Raw genomic sequence first — 18,768 nt, 5'->3', positions numbered from 1 at the left:
CACGCGCAGCCGGCCTTTTTCTTGTTCGGTCTCAACCCGATATGCATGATGACGCGCCGCACCGGCGGCCTGGCAAACGGGGGGTGACACATCATGACGCAATGGTTCTTCCACGATGATGACGACCGGGTCGGCCCGCTGGACGGGCAGGCGGCGCTGGATTATGTGCGCGCCCATCCGGATGCCTTCTGCTGGCGCAATGGCATGGCCGAATGGCTGCCGGTGCGCGCCGTGGCCGAACTGTCGCCGCAGGACAGTCCCTGGGGCAGCCCAGGTGCCCCGCCGCCCCCGACGCGTGGCGGCGGCCGCTACTCCCGCGCCGACCAGATTGATTTCAAGATCCACGGGCAGGAGATGCAGTTCGTGGAGGTCGAACTGGACCCCGGCGAAAGTGCGATCGCCGAGGCTGGGGCCATGGTCTACAAGGACCCGACCGTCGAGATGAATACCATCTTTGGCGATGGCAACGAATCGGGCGGCTTCCTGGACAAGCTGATCGGCGCTGGCAAGCGCGTTCTGACCGGCGAAAGCCTGTTCACCACTGTCTTCACCCAACAGGGACGCGGCAAGGCCCGCGTGGCCTTCGCGGCCCCGTTCCCCGGCACCATCCTGCCCCTCAACCTTGCTGATCTGGGCGGTGGCCTGATCTGCCAGAAGGACAGTTTCCTGGCGGCGGCCAAGGGCGTCTCGATCGGCATTCATTTTCAGCGCCGGATCCTGACGGGCCTGTTTGGCGGTGAAGGCTTCATCATGCAGCGCCTGACGGGCGACGGCTGGGTCTTCGCCCATGTCGGCGGCACCGTCATGGAACGGCAATTGGCACCGGGGGAGGTGCTGCATGTCGATACCGGCTGCGTGGCCGCCTTCACGCCCGATATCGATTTCGATCTGGTACAGGTCGGCGGCGTGAAATCCGTCCTGTTCGGCGGGGAGGGGCTGTTCTTCGCCACCCTGCGCGGCCCCGGCCGCGTCTGGATCCAGTCCTTGCCCTTCTCCCGCTTGGCCGGCCGCATGCTCTCCGCCGCCATGCCGGGGGCCGGCAAGGGCGAAGGCAGTGTCCTGGGTCCCCTGGGCGACATTGTTATGGGCGGCAAGCGGTAAGGGGGGCCTTACCCCCCCCATCCTTCGTCTTCCTGCTCTCCCTTCTTCATCCCGCCCCCCTTCGTCATCCCGGCTTTCGCCGGGATGACGAAGGGGAAGATGGTCAACAGCGTGTCCATCCCATCCATGGAATATATTCCCATAATCTGCTAGGATCATGGACCCATCCCTTGCCTTCGGGAGCACCGGCCCATGTCCTTGTCCCATAATCCCTACGATACCGACCACCCCACCCTGACGCCGCAGGAACAGGCAGAGGCCTGGTGGCGCGGCTCCTCCGACCTTCATACCAAGCCCTTCACCGAAGATGTCGGCTTCGCTCCCGATGAGCATCTGACGGAGGGTTACACCTCCCGCAAGGTGACGGATGTCGCTTGGGCCAAGATCGCCTTCCACATTGCGGCGGGCCGCAAGATCAAGGAGATAACGGCGGAATATGGCGTGTCGCGCACCACCATCTGGCGCGCCTTGCAGCGCTCCCACAATCTGCGCCGCCGCATCGCTGAAGAACGTGCCCTGCTGCGGCGGGAGGCGGAAAGCCGTTTCGTCTCCCTGCGCACCCTGGTGGTCGACAGCATCTATCATGCCGTGGCCAGCGGCGACATGCGCGCCACCCTTTGGGCTGCCGACCGTCTCGGCCTGGGCGGGGACCTGCTGCAACCGGCGGAAAAAAAGCCCAAGCCCGGCTATGCTCGCATCCCGTCGGGCTGGTTTTCGCCGGACGATGCCGACGCCATCCGCCTCGATCCCCTGACCGCCCCCACCGCCGAAGACCCCACCCTCGCCGCCGAGTTGCCCGACCTGTCGGCCCCGTCGGCCCAAGCCGATCCACTCGCCTCGTCATCCCCCCTCTCTTCGTCATCCCGGCGAAAGCCGGGACCCAGGGGCCAAACGCCCGACCCCTCCACTGATCAGGAAGACGCCGAAGACCCCATCCCCAACCCGACGCCACCCACCACCGACGCCATGGGTCAGTCAGGCGACTACGCCCCCGACCACCCGCCCGAACTGCGCTTCGCCCCACCCAGGCCCCCGGCCCGCGTAAAGGCCGCATGCCCGCCCATGCCCCGTAACCCGGCCGCACCCTTCCGCCCCGCCGCGCGCCGGCGCCGACCGGCCCCGCGCCTGCTGGTCCGGATTCTCCATGAAACCCAGACCGTGCTGGACAATCTGCCCACCGCACCCGGCTTGACCAACACAGTCTGGGCCGAACGCCCCCGCTGGCTGTCCTGGGCACCGAAGCCCGGCATCCTGTGAAACCAAACAAGAAGGGCGGTTGCAGAATGTTTCACAGGGTTAACGCCATGGCATGATCCAACGCCTGCGAAACGCAGGACCAGGCGAGGGTGCAGAATGTTTCACAGGGCCCCCTGTGCGCGCCGTCACGGAAAAGGCTGCTGACCGATGCCATCTTGCGACGTGGGACCCGGAACCTGTGACGGTGACAAACCGTCTCTTTGCGTCCGGCGGGGGAAAAGATAGAATGCGCGCATCATGATGCACGCCAACGACACGACCGCCGGGCATACCGACATACGGCCCGGCGATTGGATCGACCGCTACCTGCCGGTGGCGTGGCGTCCCTATGCGCGTCTGGCCCGCCTCGACCGGCCCATCGGTACCTGGCTGCTGCTGCTGCCCTGCTGGTGGTCCATCGCCCTGGCGGCCCCGGCCGGCGGCTGGCCTAATCTCTGGCTGATGTTCCTGTTCGGCGTCGGTGCTGTGGTCATGCGTGGTGCCGGCTGCACCATCAATGACATTCTGGACAGGCACCTGGATGCCAAGGTTGAACGGACCAAGGTCCGCCCCATCCCCAGCGGACAGGTCACGGTCCGTCAGGCCATCGGTTTCCTGGTGGCGCAGCTTCTGGTCGGTCTACTGATTCTGGTGCAGCTCAACCTGTTCGCCATCGCGATGGGTGTCGCCTCCCTGCTGCTGGTCGCGACATATCCCCTGATGAAGCGGATCACCTGGTGGCCGCAGGCCTTTCTGGGCCTGACCTTCAACTGGGGGGCCCTGATGGGCTGGGCGGCGGTGCGCGGCGATATCGGCTGGCCGGCGGTCCTGCTCTATGCCGGGGGTATCCTCTGGACGCTCGGCTATGACACGATTTATGCCCATCAGGACCGGGAGGATGACGCCCATGTGGGCATCAAATCCACGGCCTTGCTGTTCGGCAATGATTCGCGGCGCTGGGTCGGTGGCTTCTATACCGGGGCCTTCATCTTCTGGCTGCTGGCGCTGGAACCGATGGGCATGTTCTGGGGGATTTTCGTGCCCCTGGCCGCTACCGGTGCCCTTATGGTGATGCAGGTGCGGGGCTGGGACATGAATGACCCCGCCGACAGTCTGGCCACCTTCAAGGCGGCCCGCTTCATCGGTATGGCCTTGCTGGTGGCCATCATTGTCGGCATCGCCAGCCTGCCGCCCGCCCCGCAGGGTGGTGGCGGCTTCGCACCGGGCGGCAATCGCGGCCTGCCCAAACCCTATATGCAGCAGCCGATGCTGCAGATGGCCGATCTTGTCACTGTCCCCAGCCTCCGCTGACCCCGCCGCCTTCATTCGCCTGCATACCGCTCCGGCCCCGGTGCCGCTCTGCCCCGACATCCATCTGTGGCAGGCCACCGAAATCACGCCCATCTGGCATGCCACCGAAGATTGGTTGCAGAGGAATGGCGTGCCGCCGCCCTTCTGGGCCTTTCCCTGGGCGGGCGGGCAGGCGGTGGCCCGGCTGATCTTGGATGATCCGCCGCTGGTGGCCGGAAAGCGGGTGATGGATTTCGCCGCCGGCTCCGGCCTGATCGCCATCGCCGCCATGAAGGCGGGTGCGGCATCGGTCACGGCGGTGGAGATTGACCCCTTCGCCATCACCGCCACCGGCCTTAATGCTGATCTCAATGGTGTGTCCATCACCGGCCTGACCCAGGACATTATCGGTCAGCCTCTGTCCGGCATCGATATCCTGCTGGCCGGTGATGTCTGTTATGAGCGGTCCTTCGCCGAAGCCGCCCTGGCCTGGTTCCGGGAACTGGCCCGGTCCGGGATCACCGTCCTGGTCGGTGATCCTGGCCGCGCCTATCTCCCGTCCCAGGGGCTGGAGAAGGTCGCCACCTTCAATGTCCCGACGACCCTGGAACTGGAGGATCGGGCAGTGCGGGTCACCGATGTCTGGCGTGTGCCGGCTCCCTAACGCTGTTCCAGCGACCGCACAATGTGGTCCGCCAGAAGTTCCGTCGCCCTCGGCACGGCTCCGGGCGGCCGGTGAAGGACCATCTCGACATCGCCAAGGGGGGGAAGGTCGAGGCCGGCATCCACCACCTGTAAGCCTGCCCCCAGCATGTCCCGGGACAGGACGGTGATGCCCAAACCGGCATGTGTGGCGGCCTGAAGGCCGGCTAGGCTGGAGCTGCTATAGACGATCCGCCAGGGCAGGCCGGCTTTCTCCAGCATCTCCAGCGCCCGATGGCGGTAAAAGTCGGGGGCGGGTGCCAGGACCAGGGGCAGCGGTTGCCCCCCCAGATGCAGCAGCCGGGGCGATGCCGCCCAAACCAGCGGCTCCCGCCAGACCCGCTGCCCGTCGCCGCCCCCCTGGGCCTCCCGCTTGCCCAGGACCAGATCCAGATCCCCACGGGCGAAGCCATCCAGCAGGTTGGCCGAGAAGTCGCACCGCACCTCCAGCGCCACCTGCGGATGGGCGCGGGCAAAGCGGAAAAGAATGTCGGACAGGTGGGTTGTGGCGAAATCCTCCGGTACGCCCAGCCGGACGGCCCCCTCCACTGCCGGCTCCATCAGAACGGCACAGGCCTCGCCCGCCAGAACCAGCAGCCGGCGTGCATAGATCAAAAGCTGCTCGCCCTCCGGCGTCACCTCGAACGACCTTCCCTCCCGGTGGAATAGGCGCCGGCCCAGACCGTCCTCCAGCCGCTTGATCTGCAGGCTGATGGTGGATTGAGTGCGGCCCAGCCGTTCGGCAGCACGGGTAAAGCCACCCGATTCCACAATGGTGATAAAGCTGCGCAGCAGGTCCAGGTCGAACGGGGGCAAGGGCGTGGGCATAGGCCTATCCAGTCCGGAGACGGCAAATGATGAGATAAACTGGACCGCCCGCCGGAATGGTAAAGGGCAGGGCGATGACGACGTACTTTTCGGCCCGCGACGGGCTGCCCGCTTGACCAGACCGCTCCTGCCACCGATCTTACGCCGCGACCCGTTACCCGGAACCCCCGAAGGCCCATCATGCCCTATGCCTCACTGCGCGACTTCATGGCCCGCCTGGAAAAGGAAGGCCGCCTGGTCCGCGTGACGGAACCCGTCTCCACCGTGCTGGAAATGACGGAGATCCATACCCGCCTGCTGGCGGAGAAGGGGCCGGCTGTCCTGTTCGAGAATGTAATCCGGGAGGATGGGACGCGCAGCCCCATGCCCGTCCTGATCAACCTGTTCGGCACGGTGGAGCGGGTAGCCTGGGGCATGGACCGCGAACCGCATGAACTGCGCCAGGTAGGGGAAACCCTGGCCTTCCTGAAGCAGCCCGAACCGCCGCGCGGCATGAAGGAGGCGTTCCAGCTTTTGCCGCTGGCCAAGCAGGTCATGGCCATGCGGCCCGGTACCGTTTCCAAGGCGCCCTGTCAGGAGGTAGTGCTGACAGGAGATGAGGTGGACCTGTCGTTGCTGCCCATCCAGTCGTGCTGGCCGGGGGAGCCGGCGCCCTTGATCACCTGGCCTCTGATCGTCACCAAGGGCCCGTCGGAATCCCGCGAGGATAATTTCAATCTCGGCATCTACCGCATGCAGCGGTTGGGCAAGAACAAGACCATCATGCGCTGGCTGAAGCATCGCGGCGGCGCCCAGCATCATCAGCGCTGGAAGCAATCCGGTAAGCGCGAGCCGCTGCCCGCCGCCGCCGTGCTGGGTGCCGATCCCGGCACCATCCTGGCCGCTGTCACCCCGGTGCCGGAGACGCTGTCCGAATATCAATTCGCAGGCCTGCTGCGCGGCAAGAAGGTGGACCTCGTTGACTGTAAGACGGTGCCCTTGAAGGTGCCGGCCACGGCGGAGATCGTGCTGGAGGGCTATGTCAGCCTGGAGGAATATGCCGATGAAGGTCCCTATGGCGACCATACCGGCTATTACAACTCGGTCGAGCCGTTTCCCGTCTTCACGGTCACAGCCATGACCATGCGCCGCGACCCCATCTACCTCTCCACCTTCACGGGCCGTCCGCCGGATGAGCCCAGCGTGCTGGGCGAGGGCTTGAACGAGGTGTTCATCCCCCTGCTTCAGCAGCAATTCCCAGAGATCGTGGATTTCTGGCTCCCGCCGGAAGGCTGTTCCTACCGCATCGCCGTCGTTTCGATGAAGAAGGCCTATCCCGGTCATGCCAAGCGCGTGATGATGGGCGTCTGGTCCTTCTTGCGTCAGTTCATGTACACGAAATGGGTCATCGTCGTGGATGACGACATCAATGCGCGTGACTGGAAGGACGTGATGTGGGCCGTCAGCACCCGCATGGACCCCGTCCGCGATATCACCATGATCGAGGGTACGCCCATCGACTATCTGGACTTCGCCAGCCCGGAATCGGGCCTGGGTGGCAAGGTCGGGATGGATGCGACTAACAAGCTGCCCCCCGAAACCCACCGGGAATGGGGCGAAAAACTATTTATGGATAAGGCCGTGGTTGATAAGGTAAGCGAGATGTGGGGACGTCTGCGCCTGCCTGGAACGGGCAAACCGATCTGGAGGTGAGGGAGGGCTCCGTTCAGTCAGCCATCTCAACCCTTATCGCCACCATTTCCGCCTTGTTATGCAGGAAAAGGGCCGCGAGGGCGGGGTCAAGGTGGGTGCCCTTGATGTCGGCGATGTAGTCCAGGGCCTTGTCCATCGGCCACGGCTCCTTGTAGGGCCGGTGCGACAGCAGGGCGTCAAAAACGTCGCAAACGGCCACCAGCCGTCCTGACAGCGGGATTTTTTCCCCCGCCAATCCATTGGGATAGCCGCTGCCGTCCCATTTTTCATGGTGGGATAGGGCGATCTCCGAGGCTAGGTTCAGCATGGGCAGGCCACTATCCGCCAGGATCTGCGCGCCGAGGGTGCAATGGGTTTTCATGACGGCCCATTCATCCGCATCCAGCTTCCCGGGCTTCAAAAGAACACGGTCGGGAATGCCGATCTTGCCGATATCATGCAGGGGGGCGGCGGCGGCCAACTGGCTGACAAAATCCCGATCAGCGCCAGCCAGTTCCGCCAACCGTGACGACAGCCGACCGATGCGCGCGACGTGTCTGCCCGTATCCTCATCCCTGAACTCCCCGGCATTGCAGAGACGGTGAATAATCTCCGCCCGCGTCCGTTCCAATTCCGCCGTCCGCTCACTGACCAGTTGTTCCAGACGGCGCGACAAGGCCCGTTGGCTCTGGTACATCTTATGCAGGCGCAACAGGTTGCGGGCCCGGATCAACAGTTCCCAGTCGGTGAACGGCTTCAGCACATAATCGATGGCACCCAATTCCAATGCCCGCCGGCGATTGGCGGCAATGTCATGGGCAGTGATGACCAGGATAGGTGGAGCGTCATCTCCCAGCAGGGCAACAAGCTCTGCCATGAAGCCCGGCCCGTCCAGGCCAGGCATGCAATAATCCAGGAGGATCAGGTCGGGTGGTGCAACGCGGCAAAGTTCCAACCCCTCATGTGGGTTAGTTGTCGCTGATATATGGGCAAGCCCCGCGCGGCGCAGGGTGCAGACGATATAGTCAACGCTAACTTTCATATCATCGATCACAAGAATTCGTGCCGACTGCAGGACATTTCCTCCTGTTAAAACTTCATAATGTCCCATCCCGCCAACTCCGCCTTCGAAGAAAGACACGGATCGTCAATGTCCGTACGCCCTATTGCTGGTATTTCATAACACCAGTCAACTTAAGGAGACTTTCTGTCGACCCGGGCAGGCATCGCGTCATTCATTAACGACTTTATCTTGCTTCTGTTGTTGATTCAAATAGGTTGTCATGACCAAAAGTTCATACTACCCTTGGTCTGACGCCCTCAAAAGGTAAATAGCGGTATACAGCAGAAGGCAGATGGTCTTCCCATCCTGAATGCCGCCATCGCAGATCCGGGCCAGTGCTTCGTCGATGCCGATCTCCAGCACGCTGATATCCTCGCCTTCCTCCACATTGCCGCCACCTGCCCCCACCCGGTCCGCCGGATGATAGGGGGCAGCATAGAAATGCAGCTTTTCCGTCACCGATCCCGGGCTCATGAAGGCCTCGAACAGCTTCTGCGGTTGCCCGATGACGTAGCCCGTTTCCTCCATCAACTCCTGACGGATGCGGTCCGCGGGATCAGCTCCGTCCAGCAGCCCGGCTGGTGCCTCTGTCAGCAGGTCGTCATGGCCATTCACAAAGGCCGGAAACCGAAACTGCCGCGTCAGCACGACGGTGCGGCGGTCGGGATCGTACAGCAGGATGGTGGCACCGTTCCCGCGGTCATAGGTCTCCCGGCTCAAGCTCTGCCAGGTGCCGTCGGCGCGCCGGTAGTCAAAGCGGGTCTTCTTCAGCACATACCAGTCGTCGGACAGCAGGGTTACTTCCCGGATGCGGATACGGTCGGCAATGGACATGGGACTGGCTCCAAGTATCAAGTTCGTGTATTATCGTGCAAAATCGTGTATAGTCACGATAATTTATGTAGGAGCGTGAGATGCTGACGCAGCAGCGGAAGGCGATGATCCTGGTGGCTTTGAAGCGGGACGGGCAGGTGGTGGCCAAGGACTTCGCCACCAGCCTGGGCCTGTCGGAGGATACGATCCGTCGCGACCTGCGGGAGATGGCGGCGGATGGCCTGTTGCAGCGGGTGCATGGCGGGGCATTGCCGGCCTCGCCCGCGGTCGCCGATCTGACGGTCAAGGCGGCGCAATCACCCGATGCCAAGCGGGCGCTGGGTCTGGCAGCGGCGCGGACGATCCGGCCCGGTCAACTGGTCTTCGTTGATGGTGGCACGACCTGCCTTGCCATGGCGCAGGCTCTGCCGCGTGACCTGCGGGCCATGGTGGTCACCCACAGCCCGGTGATTGCTTCGGCTCTGGTCGACCACCCGACGGTGGATGTGGCGCTGATCGGCGGGCGGCTGTTCAAGCATTCCGGTGTCTGCGTGGGCGCGCAGGTGCTGGACGGCATCCGCCGCTTCCAGGCCGATCTCTATGTCATGGGTGTCACCGGCGTGCATGCCGGCATCGGCCTGACCACGGGCGATATGGAGGAAGCGGATGTGAAGCGGGCCTTCGCCCATGCTGCTGCGGAGACGATGGTGCTGGCCACACCGGAAAAGATCGGGGCCGCATCCCCGCATGTTATTGGCCCGGTCACCCTGATACAGACCCTGCTGGTGGCGGGGCAGGTGGGGGAGGGGGCACTGGTGCCCTTCCAGGAGGCAGGCGTGTCGGTGGTGCGGGCCGCCTGAGTCTTATGCTTCGTCAGGCGCAGCAGCGGGGGCAGCGACATTGCGGAAGCCCATGGCGACCAGATAGGTCTCGCTGCTGTCTTGCCGGCTGGCGGCGGGCTTGGCGTGGCGGACGGTGGCGAAGTCCTTCTTCATCTGGGCCAGAAGTTCCCGCTCCGCCCCGCCCTGGAATAACTTGCAGATGAAGGTGCCGCCGGGAGCCAGCACCTCGACCGCGAACTGATAGGCCATCTCTGCCAGGCCGGCGATGCGCAGATGGTCGGTCTGGGTATGGCCGGTTGTGTTGGCGGCCATGTCCGACATCACGATATCGGCAGGACCTTGTAGCAGGGCCTTCAGTCGGGCCGGCGCCTCCGGAATGGTGAAATCCATCTGGAAGGTTGTGGCGCCGGGCACTGGCTCCATCTCCAGCAGATCGATGCCGATCACCTGACCGGTGCCGCCCTTGTCCGACTTGGACCGGTCCACGGCGATCTGGGTCCAGCCGCCAGGGGCGGCACCCAGATCGACAATGCGCTGCCCACGCTTTAGAAAGCCGAACTTCTCATCCAGCTGCAAAAGCTTGAAGGCAGCACGGCTGCGGAAGCCGCGCTTTCTGGCCTCGGCCACATAGGGGTCGTTCAACTGCCGTTCCAGCCAGCGGGCCGACGACACCGACCGCCGCTTGGCGGTTTTCACGCGCACGGCCTGATTGCGACCGGTGGGGACGTTGCCGGAGGACTTGGTCATGGAATAAGCGCCATCAAACGATAAGGAAGATCAAGCGGCTACCATCGCCGGAACCGGCCTTGCTGGCAAGCGGCGGCTCAGCAACCCAGCCTAGCCGCGTCGGCGCCGGTGACGGGCGGCGGCGGCCAGCTCGCACAGGATACCCTCCCGCACGCCCCGGTCGGCGATCCGCAATTGCGGCACCGGCCATTGCCGCCAGATGGCGTCCAGAATGGCGCAGCCGGCAACGACCAGATCGGCACGGTCACGGCCCACGCAGGGCTGTCCGGCCCGGCCCATGTAGTCCAGGCCCAGCAGCGTTTCCGAAATCGACCGCGCCTTATCCCGGTCCAGGAAGGCACCATCAACGCGGCTGCGGTCGTACCGGGCCAGCCCCATCTGGATGCCGGCCAGCGTGGTGACGGTGCCCGACGCGCCCAGCATCTGTACCCGACCCTCGGCCACGGCCTTGGAGATGCCGTTGCGGGCATCAAAATCGCCCAGCCCTTCCGCCACGCGGTCCATCATGCGGCGGTAATCATGCGGGCAGACCCGGTCGCCGCCATAGGTCTCCGTCAGGTTGACGACACCCAGGGGTACCGAGATCTGGTCGATTACGCGCGGGCGGCCCCGGACCAGTTCGGTCCAGATCATCTCCGTCGATCCGCCGCCAATATCGAAGACCATGGCATATTGGATGCTGGCGTCCAGCAGGGGGGCGACACCGGCCAGGGCCAGCCGCGCCTCCTCCTTCGGGCTGATGATCTCGATCTCCAGCCCCGTCTCGTCCTGCACGCGGGTCAGGAATTCATCGCAATTATCGGCCCTGCGGCAGGCCTCGGTCCCCACGGCGCGCAGATGGCTGACGCCCCGCCGCTCCATCTTCGATCGGCAGACCTTCAGCGCCTGCACCGTGCGGGACATGGCGTCATCGCAAAGCCGGTCGCTGCGGGTCAGCCCCTCACCCAGGCGCACGATGCGGGAAAAGGCGTCGATGACCCGGAACCCTTCACGGCAGGGCCGGGCGATCAGCAGGCGGCAATTGTTGGTGCCCAGATCCAGCGCTGCCAGAACCGGCGCGCGGTTGGCGCAGGCGGCATCGCCCGTGGGGATTTCCGCCCCACCTGGCGCCGGGTCCATCCCGGTTCTGCCTGCCGCACCATTATCCACTTTGCCTGATCCCTTTGATGGCTGTGTTCCGTCCTGCAACGGATATGGGTGATGTTCAAAACTCTGTCACCCTATCGTAACCGATGCCTGCCCGCCCGCAAGCGCCGTTCAAGCAGCCCTTCCCTGACCGGCGGTGAACAGGCGGGTCGGCAGTCAGCGTTTAGCCCTTATGCATTTTTATGTGAAGAAAGGGGTTCACAACCTGAAAACCCGATGCTATAAGCCCGCCCACCCCGACGGAAGACGCGGTTCACGCCGCGAAACGCCGGATCGGATGGGGGATCGTCTAACGGTAGGACAGCGGACTCTGACTCCGCCAGTCTAGGTTCGAATCCTAGTCCCCCAGCCACCTTCTCGAAAGCGCCCGACTTGGTCGAGGCGCTTTTTTCTTGTCTGCGCTAAACGAAAAATAGGGGACGGACCCTGTCGATCCGCCCCCTCCGAGTGACCCCGCCTCAGCACGGGGTGAGGTGTGAACTTACTCTGCCGCCGCCAGGAAGCCGCCCGACTGCCGGTGCCAGAGCTGGGCATAGCGACCGCCCATGGCCAGCAGCTCGTGATGGCTGCCTTCCTCCACCACCTTGCCGCCCTCCAGATAGAGGATGCGGTCCATTTCGGTGATGGTGGACAGGCGGTGGGCGATGGCGATGACCGTACGGCCTTCCATCAGGGTCCAAAGCGCGCCCTGGATCAGATGCTCCGACTCGCTGTCCAGCGCACTCGTCGCCTCGTCCAGCACCAGGATGGGGCTGTCCTTCAGCAGCGCGCGGGCGATGGCCACGCGTTGACGCTCCCCACCGGACAGCTTCACCCCCTGTTCGCCCACGATCGTGTCGTACCCTGTCGGACGCTTCATGATGAACTCGTCCGCATGGGCCTTCACGGCGGCGGCGCGGATTTCCTCCAGGCCGGCCCCCGGCTTGCCATAGGCGATGTTCTCCCCCACCGTCCGGTGGAATACGCCCGGCTGCTGCGGCACCTCGGCCACCGCCTCATTCAGGCTTTGCAGCGTGACATGGGCGATGTCCTGACCATCGATCAGCACGCGGCCATATTGCGGGTCATACTGACGCCGGATCAGGCGGACCAGGGTGCTTTTGCCAGCGCCCGACCGACCCACCAGCCCGACCTTTTCGCCGGGCTTGATCGTCAGGTTCAGGCCGTTGAAGACCTTGGTGCCGTCGGCGAAGCTGAAATGCACCTCCCGCAGCTCAATCCCGCCGGCCCGCACGCGCAGCGGCGGGGCGCCGACCGTGTCGGTGATCTCATGCGGGGCTGACACCAGATCCAGCGCCTCTGACAGCGTGCCCAGTTCCTCAAAGAAGGTCAGCATGCGGTCGGACAGGTGCCAGACGGTATTGGAAATCTGGAAGGCCAGCGTGAAGACCAGCGTGAATTCGCCGACCGTCATGCCGCCCGACAGGGTGCGGTGGATGGCGACCCAGACCAAGGCACCCAGAAGCGCCACGATGGACAGCATCTGGAACAGGCGCATGGCCACCAGGAACCAGCGCAGCCGGCGCGACCGAAACCGCTCCTCATTCACGTAATGGCCCAGGAAGGACCGTTCGAACAGGGTGCGGGCAAAGCCGCGGATCAGGTCGGCATTGGTGATGGCGTCGATGATCCGGCCCGACGAGCTGGACACAGCCTCGCTCATCTTCTCTGACAGGGAGAAGCAATGGCGGGCCAGCCAGCCCGACACGGCCACATAGACGACCATCCACACCGCCAGCACGGCGGAGAAGACGGGCGACGCCGTCCAGAGCAGGGCCAGTGCCACAGCCAGCAGCACCAGGACGCGGATGACATCCCACATCAGGATTTCGATCACGCCCAGGACGGCGTTGGCCCCCTGCTTGATCTTCTGCCCCAATTTCCCTGCGAAATTATCCTGGAAATAGCGGGGGCTGTGCCCCAGCAGCCAGGCGAACATCCGCTTCTGCGCCAGCGCCCGGATGGAGGGCGAGGTGTAGATATCCACGATCTGATAGACGCGGTACATGCCCATGCTGCCCAGCCAGATGGCCAGCAGCATGACGAACCAGCCCATCACGCCCAGACCCAGCACGTCGTTGGCAGGCGCCCCGCCCGTGGCCTGCGTCAAGGCATCGACCACGGCCTTCAGGGCATAAGGCTCAAACGCCTCAATCCCCTGACCGATGGAGACAGCCAGCACCATCAGGGTCAGCCGGCCCGCGAATTTCTCCCGGATCAGGCCCCACATGAAGGTAAAGGGCTTTGGCGACAGGGGCTTGGGCTGCTCCTGATCCTCCCAGGCGAAATCCTGGTCCTGACGCTCCAAACTATCAATACGCACCGCGCGCATCCCGGCGCGCAACATGCCGGCAAACATCTTCCACCCCATCTCCGGCCCAGGGCCATCCCCGCACCGCACAATACATCCGATATCGGAAGTGATGCGGTATGGTTAGGATTCTGTCAACGGGGAAAAAACTTTCCCGACGCATCAAATGGGCTTGGGCGTCGGCGGTGGTTTCCGGTCCTGTGAAACATTGTGAGACACGGGGTGCGGTGATGTTTCACTGGCCGTAGGGCGATGGGGTCGACGGTGCGGCGGGCGGCTGCGCAACCATGTGAAACATGGTTTGCGGGTTGGTTTCAGAGGCGGTGGCGGCACGCGTGGTGGGGCGCGCGGCGGTGCCTGCGCAACCCTGTGAAACATGGAAAGGACGCGTGTTTCATTCGGGATGGCTCCAACAAAGGCGGCAGAAAGCGGGCGTTTCCGGCCTTTGGGGGAGGCCGGATCGGGGTGGGCGCAAGGTTGGCGTTGATGGGGAGAGGATAGCAGGGATGGGGGTGGAAAGTCAGTAGTTGATGGGCGATCCTGCGCTGGCCGATGGTGCCTCGTAACGTCATCCCCGCGAAAGCGGGGACCCAGCGAGAGCAGCGATAGCTGCGACATGACTTATATCGGCGCTAACCGCGCCTTGACGCTGGGTCCCCGCTTTCGCGGGGATGACCAAGAAAATGCAATACCAGCAACGGCGCGTCAGGTGGGCGAGGGGGCGTCGGTTTTGGCGTCTGGGGGCAGCAGGAAGCCGTGTTCGATGAGGGCGGCGACGATGGGATCCAGCAAAGCGGGATCGGGTTCCTGCCCGGCCTCCTGCGCGCTTTGGGTGTAGTCACGAATGAAAAGCAGCATCCGGTCACCGAAGGCGGCAGGCAGGCGGCAGAAGTACGGAAACAGCATACTTGCCGCTTCCCGCGCGGCGGCCAGGGCATCGTCAAACCGCCCTACCTCGCGCAGCCGGTTCCGCAGAACGGATATGGACAGAGCCAGATCGGGTAGGAAGGCATCGGGCCGTGTATCGGCAAGGGTGCGGCGGATGGCTACCGCTTCCTCCGCCGCCGCCAGCGCCCTTTCCCGCTGCCCCAGGTTGGACAGGCGGTTGGACAGGTTGTTCAGGGCACCTGCCAGATCGGGCAGGAAGGCATCGGGCCGTGTTTCGGCAAGGGTGCGGTAGAGCCCTACCGCCTCCTCCACCGCCGCCAGCGCCCGTTCCCGCTGCCCCAGGGCGGACAGGTGGACGGACAGGTTGTTCAGGGAAGATGCTAGATCGGGCAGAAAGGCATCGGGTCGTGTTTCGGCAAGGGTGCGGTGGATGGAAACCGCCTCCTCCACCGCCGCCAGCGCTCTTTCCCGCTGTCCCAAGTCGGACAGGCGGCTTGATCGGTTGTTAAGGGCTGTTGCCAGATCGGGCAGGAATGAGTCGGGCTGTTTTTCGGCAAGGGTGCGGTAGAGGTTGACGGCCTCCTCTACCGCCGCCAGCGCTCTTTCCCGCTGTCCCAAGTCGGACAGGCGGCTTGATCGGTTGTTAAGGGCTGTTGCCAGATCGGGCAGGAATGAGTCGGGCTGTTTTTCGGCAAGGGTGCGGTAGAGGTTGACGGCCTCCTCCACCGCCGCCAGGGCTCTTTCCCACTGCCCCATGTCGGACAGGCGGACTGACAGGTTGTTCAAGGCCGTTGCCAGATCGGCGATGAAGGTGTCTGGCCGTGTGTTGGCGAGGGTGTAGTGGATGGCTACTGCCTCTTCCACCGCCGCCAAGGCTTCTTCCCGCTTTCCCAGGTCGGATAGGCGGACGGACAGGTTGTTCAAATGTTTCGCCCTGAAGGACAGGGCCTCTGGTGGAGCATCTGGCTGCTGGGGTAGGTCTACCAGTCGCTGTTCCACCTGTGCAGCGATTTCACGAAGTTCGGTTGTGTACTCAGGTAGCAAGTCCGATAAAGTCAGCGCCTGATCAAAAGTGAGCCGGTCCATCACCGCCCGGAACAGGGCAGCCATCGGTAGGGACTGTTCTAGCGCCACTCGGAACGCTGGTACGGCCAGACGGCTGAATTCCCGGTCGAGGATGGCGCGTAGCCAGCCTACCGCTTCCGGCTTACGGGCGGCAAGGCGGTTTAGTAGGGTCAGGGCCGTTTGGGCCTGGGCCCCACTGGCGTCCGGTCCCGTGGCGGCAATCAGCAGGGGGTCGGTGGGGGATGTGACCGTGCGCCAGATCAGATGTTCTCCCAGCAGATCCGGTTCGAGGCCGCGTAGTAGGTCGCCCTCTCCATAGAGTGGGTGTAGGGCGGTCAGCCATTGGGCGAGGGTTTCGCCGCTATGGTCGGCTAGGCGCGGTAGGCGGCGAATCAGGACGGGGGTGTCGTCACCGTGATTGGGGGCGGTCATGGTCAGCAGTGTAACGATGGCGCGGATGTCGGACAGCTTGGCATTGTCGCTATCGCTCAGGCGGGCGGCGCTGCGCCAGACGTGCTGCTCGCGCAACAGTAAATGGTCCAAAATATCGTCCTGCGTCGTGGTCGGCGGTTTGGTGCCGTCGCGTGCCGCCTCCACCGCCAGCAGGGCCTGGGCGTGAACTAGTTGGGGTGAGCCCATATCGGGCCAGGCGGTGGGGGCGTCGATCTGATCGGGAGAGATGCCTAGCTGGGAGGCGAAATGTGCGGCGGCCTCGGCGAAGACCTCTGCCGGTATGCCAGTAGGTAGAGGTGGTACCTCCAGCGGATCAGGGATACAAGCAGGTCCGCGCAACATGGCACCGGCAGGGTCCGGCAGGTTCTTTCGGTTAGCCCACCAATCGCCAGCCTCCCGCTCGATCAGCAGCAGGCGCAGCCGGCCACCCCATTTATCGGCAAGGCCGGTGAAGCGGCGCACATCCTCCATCCGACCGGCGGCATAGTCGATGGTGATCAGGGTGGGGCGGGTACTGTCGAAAAGGTCGGAAAGCCGGATATTGGACAGGTCGGGTAGCCGGTCCAGCAGGAAGCCGGTAAGCCAGCCCTGCTGTTCCAATTGGCGGCAGAGTTCAAGGGCGAGGCGAGTTTTCCCGTAGCCCGCGGGGCCAGTGAGGAGCAATATTCCAACGGGCTCGGGTGCTTGTGCCCACTCTAACAGCGTGTTCATTTCCTTGTCGCGGCCACGCAAAGATAGGGCACTATAGCGAGCTGTCAGCAACTCACTCGCGGATAACATATCTTTCCGGAAAGCTGACGGCTTGTTAGGGCGGAGGAAGATTTTCCGATCTTTAATTTTATTGTCGGAGTGCAAAAACGACTGTAATCGACTTTTATATTCTATGTTTTCGACCATTTCTTGTATAATTATTGGATTTTCACCAGATATGAAGGCATCGCGATGATCTATAGTTTGCGCTGTCTCTCTGTCAACGATAATACCGCTTAAGTTCGCACCGGTGAATACTGATCCGGTAAACCGGAAGCCACGCAGATCCCTATTTGAAAAATCAATGCCAGAAAAATCTAAATTAACAAAGTCTGACTTTGGGTTCAAATTTAATAGATCAGCCAACGAACCAATACTTTCATTTTCTGACGATAGAACATATAAAAAGTTACGAATCTCATCATCTGAAAAAATAGTATCAATCATTGATTTTTTCATTCTTGTCGCCCTCGTTTCTGGAAATTACAGCCAAGCAATTCTCGCGTAAAATTTTTTTAGCCAAAAACGTTCTAGCTACCATTGCCTCAACACTTGTTGGATCAGTGATTTCGCGAATTTTCTTTCCAATAAAGCCAGGAATTTTCTGAATAAGTCTAGAGTAAAAGCCATTGTCACTTGGAATTACCCAGTGAATATCACAAATATTTACCTCTATTCCAAATTGAACCTTGCCGCCAACATTTTTATCAATTACATAACCTAGCTGTCCTCCTGGAGTATTTAGACGACTTCCGTAAATTACCCCATTTGGTATTCCATGGTTAACGGTATTATTGTTCTTGCTTGCTGATATATTCCAACTAATATTACTTGGCGCTCTGGATAAATCGAGAACAGTAAAATTTTCTATCATGATGTTATCGGATGGGGCAATTTCCTCTTTACGAACGTGCGTATTTTCCGATTTTATTTTTCCACCAAATTTTCCTGATAAAGAAACTGGGATTTCAGATTTTGCAGGAAAAGATGCTTCGCCCTCAGCCTCGGCGACTTTAGATACAGCAGACTCCTTTGAGTCAACAACTTTTAGTGTGAATTTTCTATTGTCAATATCGGAAATCGAAAAGGAAATTGATTCTGTATCGAAGGTGCAATCGACACAAGAGGCGGAAATTTTTGCCTTTTTGAGAAAAAAGGATATATATGCATCTTCAGATGCATATATTTGGCCTTCGTTGAAATAAACATCGCCCACTAAGAAATAGCCATCAAGCCCTACCTGTGATGGCTTGATGCGAAACGTGACGATACCTGATAGGCTGGAGTGTTCACTTTCTTCTGGGTGTTGCTCTGTTTGCTTGGTGATCGGTCTATCCATTTCATTGTCTTTGGGATTAAAAGGTGGCATTTTTGAGCAATTCTCCAGCGCATAAAATATGTTAGAATATTGATTTGGCAAAGTGAAAAATGTCCTGCGGTCGCTATCCGCACGAGGCCCTTGCCCTGATTAGCCCCTGGGTACGGGCGGGGGTTCCCCGCCAAAATGCCCTTCCGCCCAATGGTACAGAGGCATCATCAGGCAGCCCAGTTCGCGGCCTTCGGGTGTCAGGGTGTAGCCGTCTTCCGCCGCGATCAGGCGGGCCTCGCGCAGGTCGGTGAGGCGGGTGTTGAGGACCGAGGGGGAGATGTCGGCGCAGCGTTCGCGCAAGCTGCGGAAGGTCTGGCCCGGCTGCTGATGCAGTTCCCAGAGGATGCGCAGGGTCCAGCGGCGGCCCATCAGGTCCAGCAGGCGCATGATGGGGCGGGTGGAGCGGGGGGCCTTGAGGGACATGGCTGGGCTGGGTCCTTGGTGTGCTACGATTTTCGTAGCGAATGGCATGCGATTGCGCTACGAATTCTGT

At 62.1% G+C, this 18,768-nt stretch carries 15 protein-coding genes, 1 tRNA gene and 1 pseudogene; 7 read left to right on the top strand and 10 right to left on the bottom strand.

Going from position 1 to position 18,768, the window contains the following annotated elements; translation table 11 throughout:
- The first annotated feature begins 93 nt into the window (after nt 1–93).
- The 4 genes from C0V82_RS07210 to C0V82_RS07195 all read left to right on the top strand — a co-directional run bounded on the left by C0V82_RS07210 (nt 94) and on the right by C0V82_RS07195 (nt 4,291).
- On the top strand, nt 94–1,101 hold the full coding sequence (locus C0V82_RS07210) for a TIGR00266 family protein (protein WP_102111742.1): 1,008 nt from the start codon (nt 94–96) through the stop codon (nt 1,099–1,101).
- A 192-nt stretch (nt 1,102–1,293) separates the two neighbouring features.
- The gene (locus C0V82_RS07205; RefSeq protein ID WP_102111741.1) at nt 1,294–2,358 is read left to right on the top strand and encodes a helix-turn-helix domain-containing protein; all 1,065 of its coding nucleotides are present in this window, start codon (nt 1,294–1,296) and stop codon (nt 2,356–2,358) included.
- A 240-nt stretch (nt 2,359–2,598) separates the two neighbouring features.
- The gene (ubiA, locus tag C0V82_RS07200; RefSeq protein WP_102113302.1) at nt 2,599–3,648 is read left to right on the top strand and encodes a 4-hydroxybenzoate octaprenyltransferase; all 1,050 of its coding nucleotides are present in this window, start codon (nt 2,599–2,601) and stop codon (nt 3,646–3,648) included.
- A complete protein-coding gene (locus tag C0V82_RS07195; RefSeq protein ID WP_188595083.1) occupies nt 3,623–4,291 on the top strand; it encodes a class I SAM-dependent methyltransferase in 669 nt (222 codons plus the stop codon). Before ubiA ends, C0V82_RS07195 begins: the two co-directional genes overlap by 26 nt.
- Here C0V82_RS07195 and C0V82_RS07190 read toward each other — a convergent pair.
- On the bottom strand, nt 4,288–5,157 hold the full coding sequence (locus C0V82_RS07190; protein WP_102111739.1) for a LysR substrate-binding domain-containing protein: 870 nt from the start codon (nt 5,155–5,157) through the stop codon (nt 4,288–4,290). The genes C0V82_RS07195 and C0V82_RS07190 overlap by 4 nt on opposite strands.
- Nucleotides 5,158–5,337: 180 nt before the next feature.
- Here C0V82_RS07190 and C0V82_RS07185 point away from each other — a divergent pair, with 180 nt between their 5' ends.
- Nucleotides 5,338–6,849 carry a UbiD family decarboxylase gene (locus C0V82_RS07185; RefSeq protein WP_102111738.1) on the top strand — a complete coding sequence of 504 codons (1,512 nt, stop codon included), beginning with the start codon at nt 5,338–5,340 and terminating at the stop codon, nt 6,847–6,849.
- 13 nt (nt 6,850–6,862) lie between these two features.
- On the opposite strand, the gene C0V82_RS07180 is transcribed toward C0V82_RS07185, so the two are convergent.
- Both C0V82_RS07180 and C0V82_RS07175 read right to left on the bottom strand, forming a co-directional pair.
- Nucleotides 6,863–7,939, bottom strand: a complete 1,077-nt coding sequence (locus C0V82_RS07180; RefSeq protein ID WP_102111737.1) for an HD domain-containing phosphohydrolase — start codon at nt 7,937–7,939, stop codon at nt 6,863–6,865.
- A 189-nt stretch (nt 7,940–8,128) separates the two neighbouring features.
- Nucleotides 8,129–8,725 carry an NUDIX domain-containing protein gene (locus tag C0V82_RS07175; RefSeq protein ID WP_102111736.1) on the bottom strand — a complete coding sequence of 199 codons (597 nt, stop codon included), beginning with the start codon at nt 8,723–8,725 and terminating at the stop codon, nt 8,129–8,131.
- Between the two features lie 80 nt (nt 8,726–8,805).
- On the opposite strand from C0V82_RS07175, the gene C0V82_RS07170 reads away from it, so the two are divergent.
- On the top strand, nt 8,806–9,564 hold the full coding sequence (locus tag C0V82_RS07170) for a DeoR/GlpR family DNA-binding transcription regulator (protein ID WP_102111735.1): 759 nt from the start codon (nt 8,806–8,808) through the stop codon (nt 9,562–9,564).
- Nucleotides 9,565–9,567: 3 nt separating this feature from the next.
- On the opposite strand, the gene C0V82_RS07165 is transcribed toward C0V82_RS07170, so the two are convergent.
- Nucleotides 9,568–10,293: an RlmE family RNA methyltransferase gene (locus C0V82_RS07165; protein WP_102111734.1), complete on the bottom strand. Its 726-nt coding sequence runs from the start codon at nt 10,291–10,293 to the stop codon at nt 9,568–9,570.
- A gap of 90 nt (nt 10,294–10,383) precedes the next feature.
- A complete protein-coding gene (locus C0V82_RS07160) occupies nt 10,384–11,412 on the bottom strand; it encodes a Ppx/GppA phosphatase family protein (RefSeq protein ID WP_102111733.1) in 1,029 nt (342 codons plus the stop codon).
- Between the two features lie 305 nt (nt 11,413–11,717).
- Between C0V82_RS07160 and C0V82_RS07155 the strand changes: the two genes are divergently transcribed.
- Nucleotides 11,718–11,791 (top strand) — tRNA-Gln (locus tag C0V82_RS07155).
- Nucleotides 11,792–11,920: 129 nt separating this feature from the next.
- On the opposite strand, the gene C0V82_RS07150 is transcribed toward C0V82_RS07155, so the two are convergent.
- The 5 genes and pseudogenes from C0V82_RS07150 to C0V82_RS07140 form a co-directional block, all read right to left on the bottom strand.
- Nucleotides 11,921–13,762, bottom strand: coding sequence for an ABC transporter ATP-binding protein (locus tag C0V82_RS07150; RefSeq protein ID WP_158659788.1), 1,842 nt, complete (start codon nt 13,760–13,762; stop codon nt 11,921–11,923).
- A 693-nt stretch (nt 13,763–14,455) separates the two neighbouring features.
- The gene (locus C0V82_RS07145) at nt 14,456–16,756 is read right to left on the bottom strand and encodes a tetratricopeptide repeat protein (RefSeq protein ID WP_245924193.1); all 2,301 of its coding nucleotides are present in this window, start codon (nt 16,754–16,756) and stop codon (nt 14,456–14,458) included.
- A 393-nt stretch (nt 16,757–17,149) separates the two neighbouring features.
- Nucleotides 17,150–17,353 (bottom strand): annotated as a pseudogene (locus tag C0V82_RS28065) (pentapeptide repeat-containing protein); the annotation flags it as partial.
- The gene (locus tag C0V82_RS26810; protein ID WP_158659787.1) at nt 17,346–18,245 is read right to left on the bottom strand and encodes a hypothetical protein; all 900 of its coding nucleotides are present in this window, start codon (nt 18,243–18,245) and stop codon (nt 17,346–17,348) included. The gene C0V82_RS26810 and the pseudogene C0V82_RS28065, both read right to left, overlap by 8 nt.
- A gap of 129 nt (nt 18,246–18,374) precedes the next feature.
- Nucleotides 18,375–18,698, bottom strand: coding sequence for a winged helix-turn-helix transcriptional regulator (locus C0V82_RS07140; RefSeq protein ID WP_102111730.1), 324 nt, complete (start codon nt 18,696–18,698; stop codon nt 18,375–18,377).
- Nucleotides 18,699–18,768 lie beyond the last annotated feature (70 nt).

Origin of the sequence: Niveispirillum cyanobacteriorum (genome assembly GCF_002868735.1) — a bacterium.
Taxonomy (GTDB): domain Bacteria; phylum Pseudomonadota; class Alphaproteobacteria; order Azospirillales; family Azospirillaceae; genus Niveispirillum; species Niveispirillum cyanobacteriorum.
Note: the sequence above shows the minus strand (reverse complement) of the source record. Positions and strands in the feature narration are given on the sequence as shown.